This window comes from Enterobacter sp. PL_is379 (assembly GCF_055817355.1).
Genome location: NZ_JBVPGT010000028.1, coordinates 287,324 through 303,656 on the forward strand (window position 1 = coordinate 287,324; position 16,333 = coordinate 303,656).

Annotated in this window: 16 protein-coding genes; 2 read left to right on the plus strand and 14 right to left on the minus strand. The window is 55.4% G+C overall.

Annotation, left to right across the window (positions count from 1 at the left end):
* Positions 1 to 10: 10 nt before the first annotated feature.
* From holB to yceD, 12 genes are all read right to left on the minus strand, one after another.
* The gene (holB, locus tag AC0TOY_RS12200) at positions 11 to 1,015 is read right to left on the minus strand and encodes a DNA polymerase III subunit delta' (RefSeq protein ID WP_473721895.1); all 1,005 of its coding nucleotides are present in this window, start codon (positions 1,013 to 1,015) and stop codon (positions 11 to 13) included.
* A complete protein-coding gene (tmk, locus tag AC0TOY_RS12205) occupies positions 1,012 to 1,653 on the minus strand; it encodes a dTMP kinase (RefSeq protein ID WP_473721896.1) in 642 nt (213 codons plus the stop codon). The genes holB and tmk overlap by 4 nt, the downstream gene beginning before the upstream one ends.
* Complete coding sequence (yceG, locus tag AC0TOY_RS12210; protein ID WP_032650855.1) at positions 1,643 to 2,665, minus strand: cell division protein YceG; 1,023 nt, start codon at positions 2,663 to 2,665, stop codon at positions 1,643 to 1,645. The genes tmk and yceG overlap by 11 nt, the downstream gene beginning before the upstream one ends.
* A 2-nt stretch (positions 2,666 to 2,667) precedes the next feature.
* Positions 2,668 to 3,477, minus strand: coding sequence for an aminodeoxychorismate lyase (gene pabC, locus AC0TOY_RS12215; RefSeq protein ID WP_473721897.1), 810 nt, complete (start codon positions 3,475 to 3,477; stop codon positions 2,668 to 2,670).
* A gap of 120 nt (positions 3,478 to 3,597) precedes the next feature.
* Complete coding sequence (fabF, locus tag AC0TOY_RS12220; RefSeq protein ID WP_024909028.1) at positions 3,598 to 4,839, minus strand: beta-ketoacyl-ACP synthase II; 1,242 nt, start codon at positions 4,837 to 4,839, stop codon at positions 3,598 to 3,600.
* Positions 4,840 to 4,929: 90 nt separating this feature from the next.
* The gene (acpP, locus tag AC0TOY_RS12225; protein ID WP_003857954.1) at positions 4,930 to 5,166 is read right to left on the minus strand and encodes an acyl carrier protein; all 237 of its coding nucleotides are present in this window, start codon (positions 5,164 to 5,166) and stop codon (positions 4,930 to 4,932) included.
* A 154-nt stretch (positions 5,167 to 5,320) separates the two neighbouring features.
* Positions 5,321 to 6,055, minus strand: a complete 735-nt coding sequence (gene fabG, locus AC0TOY_RS12230; protein WP_008500795.1) for a 3-oxoacyl-ACP reductase FabG — start codon at positions 6,053 to 6,055, stop codon at positions 5,321 to 5,323.
* A gap of 12 nt (positions 6,056 to 6,067) precedes the next feature.
* Positions 6,068 to 6,997 (minus strand): ACP S-malonyltransferase, encoded by a 930-nt coding sequence (fabD, locus tag AC0TOY_RS12235; RefSeq protein ID WP_024909026.1) that lies wholly within the window; start codon positions 6,995 to 6,997, stop codon positions 6,068 to 6,070.
* Positions 6,998 to 7,012: 15 nt separating this feature from the next.
* The gene (locus tag AC0TOY_RS12240) at positions 7,013 to 7,966 is read right to left on the minus strand and encodes a beta-ketoacyl-ACP synthase III (protein WP_008500797.1); all 954 of its coding nucleotides are present in this window, start codon (positions 7,964 to 7,966) and stop codon (positions 7,013 to 7,015) included.
* Between the two features lie 6 nt (positions 7,967 to 7,972).
* Positions 7,973 to 9,007, minus strand: coding sequence for a phosphate acyltransferase PlsX (gene plsX / locus AC0TOY_RS12245; protein WP_024909025.1), 1,035 nt, complete (start codon positions 9,005 to 9,007; stop codon positions 7,973 to 7,975).
* Positions 9,008 to 9,087: 80 nt separating this feature from the next.
* Positions 9,088 to 9,261 carry a 50S ribosomal protein L32 gene (rpmF, locus tag AC0TOY_RS12250; RefSeq protein ID WP_003857964.1) on the minus strand — a complete coding sequence of 58 codons (174 nt, stop codon included), beginning with the start codon at positions 9,259 to 9,261 and terminating at the stop codon, positions 9,088 to 9,090.
* Between the two features lie 16 nt (positions 9,262 to 9,277).
* A complete protein-coding gene (yceD, locus tag AC0TOY_RS12255) occupies positions 9,278 to 9,799 on the minus strand; it encodes a 23S rRNA accumulation protein YceD (RefSeq protein WP_014883375.1) in 522 nt (173 codons plus the stop codon).
* A gap of 140 nt (positions 9,800 to 9,939) precedes the next feature.
* Here yceD and AC0TOY_RS12260 point away from each other — a divergent pair, with 140 nt between their 5' ends.
* A complete protein-coding gene (locus AC0TOY_RS12260; protein WP_024909024.1) occupies positions 9,940 to 10,524 on the plus strand; it encodes a Maf family protein in 585 nt (194 codons plus the stop codon).
* A 132-nt stretch (positions 10,525 to 10,656) separates the two neighbouring features.
* Here AC0TOY_RS12260 and rluC read toward each other — a convergent pair whose 3' ends face one another.
* Entirely contained in the window at positions 10,657 to 11,604 is a 948-nt protein-coding gene (rluC, locus tag AC0TOY_RS12265; protein ID WP_024909023.1) for a 23S rRNA pseudouridine(955/2504/2580) synthase RluC, read from the minus strand.
* Positions 11,605 to 12,176: 572 nt separating this feature from the next.
* On the opposite strand from rluC, the gene rne reads away from it, so the two are divergent.
* Positions 12,177 to 15,290 carry a ribonuclease E gene (gene rne, locus AC0TOY_RS12270; RefSeq protein WP_090417358.1) on the plus strand — a complete coding sequence of 1,038 codons (3,114 nt, stop codon included), beginning with the start codon at positions 12,177 to 12,179 and terminating at the stop codon, positions 15,288 to 15,290.
* 41 nt (positions 15,291 to 15,331) lie between these two features.
* Here the strand turns inward: rne and AC0TOY_RS12275 are convergent, their stop codons facing one another.
* Positions 15,332 to 16,270, minus strand: a complete 939-nt coding sequence (locus AC0TOY_RS12275; protein ID WP_032650848.1) for a LysR family transcriptional regulator — start codon at positions 16,268 to 16,270, stop codon at positions 15,332 to 15,334.
* Positions 16,271 to 16,333 lie beyond the last annotated feature (63 nt).

The window sequence follows — 16,333 nt, forward strand, 5'->3', positions numbered from 1 at the left end:
AATGTCTCTCTCAGAGATGGGAAATCGGCGGTGTGACGCCGGGTTGCAGGTAATGTTCGATACGCAGTAACTGGTCAGTCAGTAAAAGCTCGCGATTAAGACCCGTCACGGTTAAAAGCTGTTCTCGGCTCTGGCAAATTTCATGAAGCATCGCATGAAGAATCGTCCCTGAGAGGCGGTTCGCCAGCGTATTCACCAGTGGCCACGCGTCCGGGTTGGTCAGCAGCGTTGCCCCTTGCTGAATTTTGAGTGCATCCAGCAGCAACGAGGCCAGCCAGTGCAGACGCTCAACGACCCGATCGCTGTTAAGCGCAGGCAATACGCTTAGCCAGTCGTGATTATTCAGTGCTGTTTCAACAGCCCGGCAGAGCGTTTCTCGCTCTGACCAGACGTCAGGCTGCAGTAATGCCAGCGCCGCCGCGGGCGCGCCGCTGCTCAGGCGCAAGGCGGTCAGCGAGCTCTCAGGTGACGTTGTCACCTCTCGTTCAAGCCAGCTCAGCGCCCACGATTCCTGGGGCACCGCAAGGTGATAAAGACGACAGCGGCTGCGCAGCGTCGCCAGTAATCGTCCCGGGTCACGACACGAGAGGAAAAACCACGTTTTAACCGGAGGCTCTTCCAGGGTTTTCAGCAGGGCGTTAGCCGCCGCCTCGGTAAGCTGTGTGGCGTCTTTGAGCCAGACCACTTTAGCGCCGCCCAGTCGCGCGTGTTCGTACAATTTTTCACTGACTTCCCGCACGGCATCGATACCGAGCGCGCTTTTCCCCTTCTCAGGCTCAAGCGTGTAGTAGTCAGGATGTGTGCCCGCCTGCATCAGCTGACAGCCGCGGCATTTGCCGCAGCTTTTATGCCCTTCCGGCTGCTGGCACATCAGAAAACGGGTGATGGCATAAATCAATGCATCATCGCCCATTCCCGGCAATGCCTGAATCAGTAACGCATGATGCCCCCGCCCCGCCTGATAGCTGCCGATCAGCTGTTCAAAGTGCGGGCGCAACCATGGATACCATTTCATGTCTGCTGCTCCTGCACCCACTGCGTCACGGTTTGCTGAATGTCACGCGTCACCTCGTCCAGGGATTGCGTTGCATCGATAGTACGAATGGAGCTGTCCTGTGCGGCAAGTTCAAGATAGCGCGCACGGGTGCGGTTAAAGAAATCAAACGACTCTTGTTCAATGCGGTCCAGCTCACCGCGCGCGCGGGCACGCTTGAGGCCCACTTCCGGAGTCACATCCAGATAGAGCGTCAGGTCGGGGCGAAAATCCCCCAGTACGGCATTACGCAGCGTGGCCAGCATGGTCTGGTCGATACCGCGTCCTCCGCCCTGATATGCCTGAGTCGACAGATCGTGACGGTCACCGATCACCCACTTGCCGCCGGCCAGGGCAGGTTTGATAACCGTCTCAACCAGCTGAACGCGCGCCGCGTAGAACATCAGCACTTCGGCTTTGTCAGTGATAACTTCGTCGCCGACGGATTTAATATCCAGCACCAGGCTGCGCAGCTTTTCAGCCAGCTGCGTGCCGCCCGGCTCGCGGGTAAATACCATGTCCGCCACGCCAAGCGCTTTTAGCGTATCCACCACCACGTTGCGGGCGGTAGTTTTACCCGCTCCTTCGAGTCCCTCAATGACAATGTATTTACTGCGCATTTTTTTCCTTAAGTGCCTTCAGATAGTCCTGAACAGAGCGATTGTGGCTGGCAAGGTTGGTGTTAAAGGTGTGTCCCCCTTTTCCATCAGCCACAAAATAGAGATACGGTGTTTTTGCCGGATGCGCAGCGGCTTTAAGCGACGCTTCGCTCGGCGTGGCAATCGGACCTGGCGGTAATCCGCTAATCACGTAGGTATTATACGCCGTTGGCGTCTCCAGATCTTTTCTTGAGATCTTGCCGGCATAGCTCTCTCCCATGCCGTAGATAACGGTAGGGTCGGTTTGCAGACGCATGCCGATGCGCAGACGGTTGATAAATACTGACGCCACCCGATCGCGCTCGGCGGCAACGGCGGTCTCTTTCTCGATAATTGAGGCCATGGTGACAAACTGGTTTTGATCTTTATACGGCAGCCCGTCCATTCGCCCTTCCCAGGCGGCATCCACGGCGGCGACCATTTTTTTGTGCGCCCGCTTAAGAATCGCCACATCAGTCGTGCCTGCGGTATACATCCAGGTATCCGGCCAGAACCAACCTTCCACCCACTCAGGATGCTCAAACTTGAGCACGTCGGCCACCGTCTGGTAGCTGTCATCCTTTAGAGTATGTTTGATATACGGTGCATCGCGCAGCTGTTTGAGGTAATCGCTCAGGCGCATCCCTTCCACAAATCGCAGGGGGAACTGGGCCTCTTTGCCGCTTTCCAGCAGCTGCAGCATCTCTCTGACGGTCATTCCCGGCGTAAAGCGATAGGTACCGGCTTTGAAATGTGACAGCTCAGGCTCCACGCGCAATAACCACTGGAATACCCGTGGACGATTGATAATCTTGTCGCCATAGAGCTGTTCCCCAAGCGCCTGGCGGCCGGTTCCCGCTTTCAGGGTAAAGATCGTTTCGTCTTTAACCAGGATCTTGCTGTCAGCCAGCTGGCGAACTTTCCATACGCCAGCTCCGCCAGCGACGCCCAGCGCAACGATGAGGATAAGGACAAAGCGCAACATTTTTTTCATGACTATCTGGTTTGCTCACATATCGGGGCTAAAAACTGAAACAGCTCGCGCGAAGACCAGCGTTGTTGGCCATACGCACGGACGGGTACAACAGGCATCAGCGCATTGCAGATGATGACTTCATCGGCAGTCTGTAGCGCGGCTTCTCCTGCGCTAACTTCGACAACGCGATAGCCAGAGCGTGCCAGCTGTTGCAGACAAAACTGACGCATTAACCCATTTACGCCAGCGTGTTCCAGCGACGGAGTGAACACCTCTCCCCCCTGCCGCCAGAGTAAATTAGCCGCACAGCATTCCGTAATGAACCCTTCGCTGTCAAGAACCAGCGCCTCATCGGCGTCCGTCTGTTCAAGATGAGTACGAATGAGCACCTGCTCGAGGCGATTGAGATGCTTAAGCCCGGCCAGCATCGGGTTCCGTCCCAGTCGAACCGGGCTCAGCGTCAGCGTGACGCCGTCTTCTCGCCAGCGAGAGTAATGCGCAGGATAAGCAGAAACGGAGAGAATACGCGTTGGGTTGATACACGATGCGGCGCTGTAACCCCGGCCACCACTGCCGCGACTGATGATGACTTTGAGTACGCCGGTGTCCTTCCCGGTTGCCAGCTGGCACATTTCCTGGCGCAATGTGTCCCAGTGCGTAAAGGGGATCATTAACTTTTCACAGCCATGCTGCAGACGTCGAATGTGCGCCTCCAGCAGGCAGACATCGCCATCCAGAATGCGCGCCGTCGTAAAGCAACCATCACCGAACTGTATCGCCCTGTCGCTGGCAGGCAGCGCGTCCTGCTCAAGGCCATTGATTAAAAACATGGTGGCTCCTTATGCGTGGGCATTTAGTCTGGCAGGATGTCATGCAGCCGACAAGAAGATTAGGCTTAATAAAAAAGGCCCGGCAAGCGGACCTTTTTAAAAGCTATCGGGACGTCAGGATCAGATCTTTTTGAAGATCAGAGAACCGTTGGTGCCGCCGAAGCCGAAAGAGTTACACAGGGTGTACTCCATACCGCTAACCTGACGCGCTTCGTGAGGAACGAAGTCCAGATCGCAACCTTCATCCGGGTTATCCAGGTTGATGGTTGGTGGAACAGCCTGATCGCGCAGCGCAAGGATGGAGTAGATTGACTCTACTGCACCCGCCGCACCCAACAGGTGACCGGTCATGGATTTCGTGGAGCTCACCATTACGCGGCTGGCAGATTCGCCGAAGATAGACTTAACCGCCTGAGCTTCCGCTTTATCGCCTGCTGGCGTAGAGGTGCCGTGCGCGTTCACGTAGCCAATTTGTGCTGGGGTAATACCCGCATCACGGATCGCGTTTTCCATCGCCAGCGCAGCACCCGCGCCGTTCTCAGGAGGAGACGTCATGTGATAAGCATCGCTGCTCATGCCGAAACCAACGATTTCAGCATAAATTTTCGCACCGCGTTTTTTCGCGTGTTCGTACTCTTCCAGTACGATCATGCCCGCCCCGTCGCCCAGCACGAAGCCGTCACGGTCTTTATCCCACGGACGGCTCGCCGCCTGCGGGTTATCATTACGGGTAGACAGCGCACGCGCCGCACCGAAACCGCCAACACCCAGCGGGGTACTGGCTTTTTCAGCACCGCCCGCAACCATAGCATCTGCATCGCCGTACGCAATAATGCGCGCGGCCTGGCCGATGTTATGTACGCCAGACGTACAGGCGGTGGCGATAGAAATGCTTGGCCCACGCAGGCCAAACATGATGGTCAGGTGACCTGCCACCATGTTAACAATCGTGGACGGAACGAAGAACGGGCTGATCTTACGCGGGCCGCCATTCATCAGAGATGTATGGTTTTCCTCGATCAGGCCAAGACCGCCAATCCCGGAGCCGATAGCGGCGCCGATACGGGTTGCGTTCTCTTCCGTAATCACAAGGCCAGAATCCTGCATGGCCTGAACGCCAGCGACAATTCCATATTGAATGAAGGCATCCATCTTGCGCTGTTCTTTACGCGAGATGATCTCTTCACAGTTAAAATCCTTTACTAAGCCAGCAAATTTCGTTGCATAGGCGCTAGTATCGAAATGGTCGATTAGGCTGATGCCGCTCTGACCGGCAAGGAGAGCTTTCCAGGTGGACTCTACGGTATTGCCGACAGGAGACAACATGCCAAGTCCGGTCACAACTACACGACGCTTAGACACGTTTGTCCTCCAGGGAGGGATAAAAAAGAGATTCGTGGGACTAAAAAAGATAAAACTCAGGCGGTCGAATGACCGCCTGGAGATGTTCACTTACGCCTGGTGACCGTTGATGTAATCAATGGCAGCCTGAACGGTGGTGATCTTCTCAGCTTCTTCGTCCGGAATCTCAGTATCAAACTCTTCTTCCAGAGCCATTACCAGCTCAACGGTGTCAAGAGAATCTGCGCCCAGGTCTTCAACGAAGGAAGCGGAGTTCACAACTTCTTCCTGCTTAACGCCCAGCTGTTCGCCGATAATTTTCTTAACGCGTTCTTCGATAGTGCTCATACTCTTAAATTTCCTATCAAAACTCGCTTTCGCGATGGTTTTCGTAGTGTATAAAATGTTGAAAAATTTGCAACTAAATCCCGGCAGTTCGTACCACGATTTTACGTTATTTTGAGGCCATTCGCCCTAATAACGCAAATATTTTTCATCGTGGTTAAACCATATACATCCCGCCGTTGACGTGGAGGGTCTCACCAGTGATGTAACCCGCTTCGTCAGAGGCTAAAAATGCAACCGCACTGGCGATTTCTTTAGGGTCGCCAAGACGACCCGCCGGAACTGCCGCCAGCGTACCCGCACGCTGCTCATCAGTCAGCGCACGCGTCATGTCCGTTTCAATAAAGCCCGGAGCAACAACGTTTACCGTAATACCGCGGGACGCAACTTCACGCGCCAGCGACTTACTGAAACCAATCAGACCGGCTTTCGCCGCAGCGTAGTTAGCCTGACCAGCATTTCCCATGGTACCAACCACAGAACCGACAGTGATAATACGACCATGACGCTTTTTCATCATAGCGCGCATTACCGCTTTTGACAGACGGAATACAGATGACAGGTTGGTTTCGATGATATCGTTCCACTCGTCGTCTTTCATTCGCATTAACAGGTTATCGCGAGTGATCCCGGCATTGTTTACCAGAATATCCACTTCGCCAAACTCTGCGCGAATATTTTCCAGAACAGATTCGATAGATGCAGGTTCAGTCACATTCAGTACCAGACCTTTACCGTTTGCACCCAGATACTCGCTGATGGCCTGAGCGCCATTCTCGCTGGTTGCTGTTCCAATCACCTTCGCGCCGCGCGCAACCAGTGTTTCAGCAATTGCACGCCCGATACCGCGGCTTGCGCCAGTGACCAGGGCGATTTTTCCTTCAAAACTCATGGTATTCCTCTTTTATTGCGAGAGTGCCGCTGACATCGCTTCCGGCTCGTTAATCGCCGAGGCTGTCAGGGTGTCAACAATACGTTTTGTCAGACCGGTGAGGACTTTCCCTGGGCCGACTTCATACAGATGCTCAACGCCCTGAGAGGCCATAAACTCAACGGTTTTGGTCCACTGTACCGGGCTGTAGAGCTGGCGAACCAGTGCATCACGGATAGCTTCCGGCGTGGTTTCGCATTTCACATCGACGTTGTTCACAACGGAAATCGTCGGTGCGTTAAACGTAATTTTTTCCAGCTCAACCGCCAGTTTCTCGGCGGCAGGCTTCATCAGCGCACAGTGAGACGGCACGCTGACCGGCAGCGGCAGCGCACGTTTAGCACCCGCAGCTTTACAGGCCGCACCTGCACGTTCAACCGCTTCTTTATGGCCGGCAATAACCACCTGGCCCGGCGAGTTGAAGTTAACCGGAGAGACCACCTGGCCTTCAGCAGATTCTTCACATGCTTTTGCAATTGCAGCGTCATCCAGACCGATGATGGCAGACATACCGCCCGTGCCTTCCGGCACCGCTTCCTGCATGAATTTGCCGCGCAGTTCCACCAGACGTACCGCGTCAGCAAACGCGATCACACCGGCACACACCAGCGCAGAGTATTCGCCCAGGCTGTGACCCGCGAGCAGCGCGGGGGCTTTACCGCCCTGCTGCTGCCAGACACGCCACAGCGCAACGGACGCAGTCAGCAGCGCGGGCTGGGTCTGCCAGGTTTTGTTCAGCTCTTCGGCCGGCCCCTGCTGGGTCAGCGCCCATAAATCATAACCCAGTGCATCAGAAGCTTCACGGAAAGTCTCTTCAATGACCGGATAGGTTGCTGCCATTTCAGACAACATCCCAACGGTTTGAGAGCCCTGGCCCGGGAACACAAAAGCAAATTGCGTCATTTTTTATTCCTTATCCTAGAAACGAACCAGCGCGGAACCCCAGGTGAACCCGCCACCGAAGGCTTCAAGCAAGACCAGCTGGCCCCGTTTGATTCGTCCATCGCGTACCGCTTCATCAAATGCGCACGGTACCGACGCCGCAGAGGTGTTGCCGTGACGATCCAGCGTCACCACAACGTTATCCATCGACATGCCCAGCTTTTTCGCGGTCGCGCTGATGATACGCAGGTTCGCCTGATGCGGCACCAGCCAGTCGAGCGCGGAGCGTTCAAGGTTATTCGCTTCCAGCGTTTCATCAACGATGTGCGCAAGCTCAGTCACCGCCACCTTGAACACCTCGTTCCCTGCCATAGTCAGGTAAATCGAGTTGTCCGGATTAACGCGATCGGCGTTAGGCAGGGTCAACAGTTCGCCGTAGCTGCCATCAGCATGCAGATGCGTCGAGATGATACCCGGCTCTTCGGACTGCCCCAGCAGCACCGCGCCCGCACCATCACCAAAAATAATGATCGTTCCACGATCGGTAGGATCGCAGGTACGCGCCAGCACGTCAGCACCGATCACCAGCGCATATTTGACGGCACCGGATTTCACGTACTGATCGGCAACGCTCAGCGCATAGGTGAAACCTGCGCACGCGGCAGCGACGTCAAACGCCGGACAGCCTTTAATGCCGAGCATGTTTTGCACCTGGCACGCCGCGCTTGGGAAAGCGTGCGTGGCAGACGTCGTGGCGACCACGATCAAACCAATCTGTTCTTTATCAATGCCCGCCATTTCGATAGCACGCTGTGCGGCTTCGTAACCCATGGTCGACACGGTTTCGTCTGGCGCGGCAATACGACGTTCACGGATACCTGTGCGCGTGACAATCCACTCGTCAGATGTATCTACCATTTTTTCCAGATCGGCGTTGGTACGCACCTGTTTTGGCAGGTAGCTGCCGGTACCTAAAATCTTCGTATACATGTACGCTCAGTCACTTTTAGCTAATACAGATTCCAGGCGAGCGGCAATCCGCTGAGGGACTTGTCGCTGCACCGCCTGCACTGCCTGTTCAATCGCGACAGCAAATGCTCGCTGATTGGCGGCGCCATGACTCTTAATCACGATGCCGCGCAATCCTAACAGACAGGCGCCATTATACTGGTCGGGGTTGAGGTGACTGAATCGCCGCGTCAGGCTCTTTTGTAACCAACGCTTCAATAAAATCAGCCACCAGGCGCTTTTTTTGCCTTCTCCCTGAGATTTCAGCAGAGAAAGAAACATGCGCACGACCCCTTCCATGGTCTTCAACGTTACGTTTCCGGTGAAGCCATCGCACACCAGAACATCCGTTTTCCCCGTCAACAACTCATTGGCTTCGAGATAACCAATATAGTTGATGGAGGGAACCTGTTTGAGCAATTCAGCCGCTTCGCGAATGCTGTCCAGGCCTTTGGTCTCTTCTTCACCAATGTTCAGTAACGCAACACGGGGAGTGTTGATCCCGACGACTTCTTCTGCCAGCACCGATCCCATCACGGCAAACTGAGCCAGCATAGTACTATCACAGTCGACGTTAGCGCCCAAATCGAGCACCACCGTCTTGCCCTTCTGCTGATGCGGTAACACCGTCACCAGTGCCGGGCGCTCAATACCTTCAATAGGTTTGAGCAGTAATTTCGACAGCCCCATCAGCGCGCCGGTATTCCCCGCGCTGACGCAAGCCTGAGCTCGCCCTTCTTTCACCAGCTCCAGCGCTACCCGCATAGAGCTGCCACGACTATTGCGAATAGCCTGCGAAGGTCGGGCATCACTGGCAATAACTGACTGCGCAGGAATAATCTGCAGACGCGAACGTTGTTCAAAGTCAGCTTTTGCGAGTAATGGCGTGATTGCGTCGGGATTGCCGACTAAAAGAAGTGTGAGTTGCGAATTAGAATTCAGTGCCTGCAATGCTGCAGGCACTGTCACGGAAGGGCCAAAATCTCCCCCCATGACATCTAACGCCAGGGTTAGACGTGTCAAGGTATCGTCGCAGCCTGGTTCGGTAAATTCCCCGTTTGCACGGGGAAATCCTCACTAAGCCTAATCACGCTTGCGCGTGATTACTTAGTGATAACCTTGCGGCCGCGGTAGAAACCGTCAGCGGTGATGTGGTGACGCAGGTGTTTCTCACCAGAAGTCTTGTCTACAGACAGGCTGGTAACTGCAGTCAGCGCGTCATGGGAACGACGCATGCCACGTTTGGAACGGGTTGGTTTATTCTGTTGTACGGCCATGGACCTTACTCCTCAATTACTTACGCTTTAAGCTGGCTAATACGGCAAATGGGTTTGGTTTTTGCGCTTCATCAGGCAGTTCCCCAAAGACCATGTCCGCCTCGGACACTTCACAGTGTTCAGAATCATGCACCGGAACCACTGGCAAGGTGAGGATGATTTCATCTTCAACCAGAGCCAGAAGATCGATTTCACCGAATTCGTTAACCTCAATCGGCTCATACGCTTCCGGGAGTGCTTCAGCCTGTTCGTCAGAACGAACCGGACTGAAACAATACGTTGTGTGAACATGCTGTACAAACGGTTTCCCGCAACGCTGACACTCGAGCGTTACCGTCACCTTTGCATCACCGGTTAAAACGGCGAGACGCTGGTTGTCGATAGCGAACGACATGGAGCATTCTACATCACTGTCCACACTGACTACGGATTCGGCAATACGCTCAGCCTGATCGGAAGTATAGATACCTTCGTAATCGAGGCGTTTTTGAGCCGTACGAACCGGATCAAGAGTCAGGGGTAATTTTACCTTTTGCATAGGGCGCGCATATTAACTTTGTAACGTCATAGAGTCAAAGAAAAAGGCAACCAGAGCTGCCTTTTGCCAATTATTCGCACACATTGCGGCCTGTAGTTTAAAATGGCTGGCATCGATACGCTATATCTGGTGATAAAAATATGCCAAATCTCGTCCTTGCTTCCACGTCTCCCTACCGCCGAATGCTGCTGGAAAAGCTCGGGATCCCGTTTGAATGCGCCGCGCCAGAGGTTGATGAGACGCCACAGCCGGGCGAGTCACCGCGTCATCTGGTAACGCGTCTTGCTAAAGAGAAAGCGCAGTCGCTGGCCGCACGCTATCCTTCGCATTTGATTATAGGCTCCGATCAGGTTTGCGTGCTGGACGGCGAAATCACCGGCAAGCCCCATACGGAGGAGAACGCCTGCCAGCAGCTTCTGCGCGCGCGAGGCACTATCGTGACCTTTTATACGGGCCTGGCGCTCTATAACTCCGCCACCGGTCATCTGCAAACGGAGTGTGAACCGTTCGACGTACACTTCCGCCATCTCAGCGAGCAAGAGATTGTGGATTATGTGCGTCGGGAACGTCCGCTGAACTGTGCGGGGAGCTTTAAAAGTGAAGGATTGGGGATTGCGCTGTTCGACAAGCTGGACGGTCGCGATCCCAACACGCTGGTGGGGTTACCGCTGATTGCCTTGTGTCAGATGTTAAGACGAGAAGAGTGTAATCCGTTGACGGTGTGACCTTCGCCGGGTGGCGCTGCGCTTACATGGGCCTACTACACTGCGGCCTGCTGCCCTCCCCCCAGCCCTCTTCCACAGGGAGAGGGCGCAAACATTAAAAACGGCAACATTCGTTGCCGTTTTGCGTTTACCTTAGCCGCGCAGAACCTTAAGACAGCGTTTCAACTGCTCATCCAGCGGCGCTTCAATACGGATGACTTCACCGGTATTCGGATGGGTAAACTTCAGCGCTGCCGCATGCAGGAACAGACGCGACAGTCCCGTCCCCGCCAGCTGCTTATCAAACTCGCGGTCGCCATAGCGGTCATCAAAGGCGATGGGGTGCCCTGCAAACTGCGTATGCACGCGGATCTGGTGGGTACGACCGGTCACCGGACTGCAGCGCACCAGCGTGGCAAACTCATAGCGCTCTTCAACCTTAAAGCGCGTCTCAGACGGTTTCCCTTCCTGGCTCACGCGGACAATACGTTCACCGCTTTGCAGAATGTTCTTCAGCAGCGGCGCCTGCACCACTTTTACATGGGACTGCCACTGGCCGCGAACCAGCGCCAGGTAGTCTTTCTGCATCCCTTTTTCACGCAGCTGTTCATGCAGCGAACGCAGCGCGGAACGCTTTTTCGCCACCAGCAGTACGCCTGAAGTGTCACGGTCAAGACGGTGCACCAGCTCAAGGAAGCGCGCTTCCGGGCGCAGGGCACGCAGCCCTTCAATCACGCCGAAGCTCAGACCGCTACCGCCATGGACTGCCGTTCCTGACGGTTTATTGAGCACCAGAATGTGGTCATCTTCGTAAAGGATGACATCGCTCAGGGCCGCCACTTTCTGCAGCTTTGGTGAAACGGTCTCTTCTTCGCGCTCAGCCACGCGCACCGGCGGAATACGCACTTCGTCACCGGCTTCGAGTTTGTACTCGGGCTTCACGCGTTTTTTGTTAACCCGCACCTCGCCCTTACGCAGGATGCGATAAATCATACTCTTTGGCACACCTTTCAGCTGGGTGCGCAAAAAGTTATCGATACGTTGCCCCGCGTCATCTTCGGCGATGGCAACCATTTTTACGGCTGGAGTCTCTGTTTTCATGGTTGGCGATTCTAAATATCGACAGCCATTAGCGCCACTCATTTTTCTATGCTTATATTTACTTTTATCCGGCCTGTCCCCCGTTTCGCGCAACCGATTTGGTGGTTATTAAACCAATCGCCATTCTGAAGTGAAGAAACTGTGAGTAACCGGGTGATAATTGGTAAAAGTCATCTTGCTATAACCCGGCGAGCAGTGGAATAATGAGGCTGTTTTCCGTGTTAAATCCTGGTTAAGTAAGGATGTTGACGGAATGACCAATTTTGTCTGACCGATCATCCACGCAGCAATGGCGTAAGACGTATTGATCTTTCAGGCAGTTAGCGGGCTGCGGGTTGCAGTACTTCCCGGTATAAGGATTGTTCTCTGGAGAGTTCTACCCAGGCAATTCCCCTGATAATTGCGCTGTGTTTCCGTATGAAATACAGGCAACCGACACTCTGCGCCTCTTAAGCGAGCGACAACCGTGAGGTTGGCGACGTGAACAGACACGAGGCCATCGGTTCATACCCCGGAAAGCGTCACCTTGCCCGCAGCTTTGTCGTCAATGTAAGAATAACGAGTAAGTTACGATGAAAAGAATGTTAATCAACGCAACTCAGCAAGAAGAGTTGCGTGTCGCCCTTGTGGATGGGCAGCGCCTGTACGATCTGGATATCGAAAGTCCTGGACACGAACAGAAAAAAGCGAACATTTACAAAGGTAAAATCACCCGCATTGAACCAAGCCTTGAAGCTGCATTTGTCGATTACGGTGCTGAGCGTCATGGTTTCCTCCCTCTGAAAGAAATCGCCCGCGAATATTTCCCTGCAAACTACAACGCCCATGGCCGACCAAACATCAAAGATGTTCTGCGTGAAGGTCAGGAAGTTATCGTTCAGATTGATAAAGAAGAGCGTGGCAACAAAGGTGCCGCACTGACCACCTTTATCAGCCTGGCAGGGAGCTATCTGGTGTTGATGCCTAACAACCCGCGTGCGGGTGGCATCTCTCGCCGTATCGAAGGTGATGACCGTACCGAGCTGAAAGAAGCGCTGGCAAGCCTTGAACTGCCTGATGGTATGGGGCTTATCGTGCGTACCGCGGGCGTGGGCAAATCAGCCGAAGCGCTGCAGTGGGACCTGAGCTTCCGTCTGAAGCACTGGGAAGCCATCCAGAAAGCAGCGGAAAGCCGCCCTGCTCCGTTCCTGATCCACCAGGAAAGCAACGTGATCGTGCGTGCCTTCCGTGACTATCTGCGTCAGGACATCGGTGAGATTCTGATCGATAACCCGAAAGTGCTTGAGCTGGCGCGCCAGCACATCGCCGCGCTGGGTCGTCCGGATTTCACCAGCAAAATTAAACTGTACACCGGCGAAATCCCGCTGTTCAGCCACTATCAGATCGAATCCCAGATTGAATCCGCCTTCCAGCGTGAAGTGCGCCTGCCGTCCGGCGGTTCTATCGTTATCGATACCACTGAAGCGCTGACCGCTATCGACATCAACTCCGCGCGTGCAACTCGCGGCGGCGATATCGAAGAGACCGCCTTCAACACCAACCTTGAAGCCGCTGATGAAATCGCCCGCCAGCTCCGCCTGCGCGACCTGGGTGGTCTGATTGTTATCGACTTCATCGACATGACCCCTGTTCGCCACCAGCGTGCGGTAGAAAACCGTCTGCGTGAAGCGGTGCGTCAGGACAGGGCGCGTATCCAGATTAGCCATATCTCACGCTTTGGCCTGCTGGAGATGTCCCGTCAGCGCCTGAGCCCGTCGCTGGGTGAGTCCAGCCATCACGTTTGCCCTCGCTGCTCCGGCACCGGTACCGTGCGTGATAACGAATCGCTGTCCCTCTCTATTCTGCGTCTGATTGAAGAAGAAGCGCTGAAAGAGAATACCAAAGAGGTGCACGCGATTGTTCCTGTGCCAATCGCCTCCTACCTGCTGAACGAAAAACGTGCTGCGGTAAGTGCTATTGAAGCGCGTCAGGGCGGCGTTCGCTGCATCATCGTGCCAAACGACCAGATGGAAACTCCGCACTATCACGTGCTGCGTGTCCGTAAAGGTGAAGAGACGTCCACGCTCAGCTACCTGCTGCCGAAGCTGCACGAAGAAGAGATGGCCCTGCCTTCCGATGAAGAGCCAGCCGAGCGCAAACTGCCTGAGCAGCCTGCGTTAGCGACCTTTATCATGCCAGAAGCCCCACCGGAAGCGGCCCTGGAAAAACCTGCGGCTAAACCTGAAGCGCAGAAACCAGCAGCAGCGAAAGCCCAGCCGGCGCAGCCGGGTCTGCTGAGCCGCTTCTTTGGCGCGCTGAAGAAGATGTTCGCTGAAGAAGAAGCTCAGCCAGAACAGCCGAAGGAAGAGCCAAAAGCGGCCAAGCCTGAACGCCAGCAGGACCGCCGTAAGCGTCAGAACAACCGCCGCGATCGTAACGACCGTAGCGATCGTAATGACCGCAGCGAGCGTCGTGACAACCGCGACAACCGTTCTGAAAATAACGAAGGTCGTGAGCAACGCGAAGACAACCGTCGCAACCGTCGCGAGAAACAGCAGCAGAATGTTGAAGATCGTGAAATTCGCCAGCAGGCGGGCGATGAGTCTGAGAAGAGCAAACAGCGTGACGACCAGCAGCCGCGCCGTGAACGCAACCGTCGTCGTAACGACGAGAAGCGTCAGGCACAGCAGGAAGTCAAAAACCTGAACCGCGAAGAGCCTGTTGAACAGCAGGACGGCGAGCAGGAAGAACGTACTCAGGTTATGCCGCGCCGTAAGCAGCGCCAGCTTGCTCAGAAAGTCCGCTTCGCCTCCGAAGCAACCGAAGAGTCAGCCGTTGTCGCAGTTGAAACCCGCGAGAACGCAACCGGCACTCAGCTGGCGAAAGTTGATCTGCCTGCGGTCGTTGAAAACAACGTTGAGCAGGATGAAAACGGTGAAAACCGTGATAACGCCGGTATGCCGCGCCGTTCACGCCGTTCCCCACGTCATCTGCGCGTCAGCGGCCAGCGCCGTCGTCGCTATCGTGACGAGCGTTACCCAACTCAGTCGCCAATGCCGCTGACCATTGCCTGTGCTTCGCCAGAAATGGCTTCCGGCAAAGTCTGGATCCGCTACCCGGTTGCTCGCCCGGAGCAGGTTGTTGAAGAGCAGCCTGTAACCGAAGAGGTGATTGCACCTGCGGCAGCGGTAGAAGACGTTGTGACTGAAGCGGCAACCGTGGTTGAACCTCAGGTTGTTGAAACGGAAGCACCTCAGGCAGTTGAAGTCGAAACCACTCATCCGGAAGTAATTGCCGCGCCGGTTGATGCCGCACCGCAGCTTATTGCTGAAGAAGATGTCGTGGTGGCTGAGGAAGTTGCTGAAGAAGCTGAACCTGTAGCCGCAGTGGAAGACACCGCTGAAGCTATCGTTGAAACCACCACTGAAGAAGTCGTTCAGGACGTTGAGATTGAGGTTGAACCGGTTGTTGAAGAACCGAAAGCGCCTGAAGTGAAACCTGAACCGGTTGTCTCTGCGCCAGCCGCTGCCCACGTGGCGACAGCACCGATGACCCGCGCTCCGGCGCCGGATTACGTGCCAGAAGCTCCGCGTCACAGTGACTGGGTACGCCCGGCATTCAGCTTTGATGGTAAAGGCGCTGCTGGCGGCCACAGTGCAACGCATCAGGCGACTGCACCGGCAACGCGCCCGCAGTCTGTCGAATAACGACGCTGAAAGTAAAAAGCCGACCTTAGGGTCGGCTTTTTTTATGGCTGCTGCACGGGCCTTCTCATCCCGGAGACCTCCGGCATGACCTGCCGCATCAGCTCCAGAAAACGCCGCAAGCGTGCCGGATAATAACGGGACCAGGGGTAAACCAGATGCACCGGCAGCGCCGCTGGCTGCCACTCCGGCAGCAAATGCACCAGCCGCCCTTCCCGAATATCATCCTGTACCGTCCAGCTGGATACCACCGCCACACCGAGACCGGTGAGCACCGTATTGCGTGCGACATACAGGCTGTCGGTGCTGAGGCGTGGCGTAATAGCAATCCGCGCGGTGGCGGGCGAGGCATCGTGAAAAAGCTCCACGTGGCGCTGGTAGAAAGAGCTGATCGCTATCCAGGGAAACTGCTGCAAATCCTCCGGCGTGGTAACCGCTGGAAAACGGGCCAGCAGTGCCGGAGAAGCGACTACCGAGCGCGGCACTTCCGCCAGCAGCACGGATACGGTCGCCGGATCGACCTCCACGCCCACCCGAATAGCGCAGTCAAGGTTGTCGCCGAGGAAGTCCGCCGACCGATCGTTGAGCATCCACTCAATCGAAAGCTGCGGGTAGCGTTGCAAAAATTCGGTTACGGGTTTCAGAAGCTGATCCTGACCAAACGCGTGCGGTGCGCGCACCCGCAGCACGCCTACGGGCTCATCTTCCGTCTGCCCCACCTCATCTTCCAGCGCCAGCCAGCTGTCAATCACCCGACGAGCGTGCTGGTAGCAGCGTTCGCCATCATCCGTCAGCCGCGTCGTGTGGGTGGTGCGCAGTATCAGGCGCACGCCCAGCATGGTCTCCAGCGACTGTAGCCGTCTGCTCACCGTGGCCTGGGTGGTGGCCAGCTGCCGTGCCGCCGCAGAGAGGGAACCCGCCTCCACTATCCGGACAAACGTCCGCATTAGCTCCACCCTGTCTATACGCTCAGCTCTTTTCATTGCATTTTCACTTATACGTTAAACGTATAAGCGTTTTACCACCGGGCCCGCTACCGTCGCAAG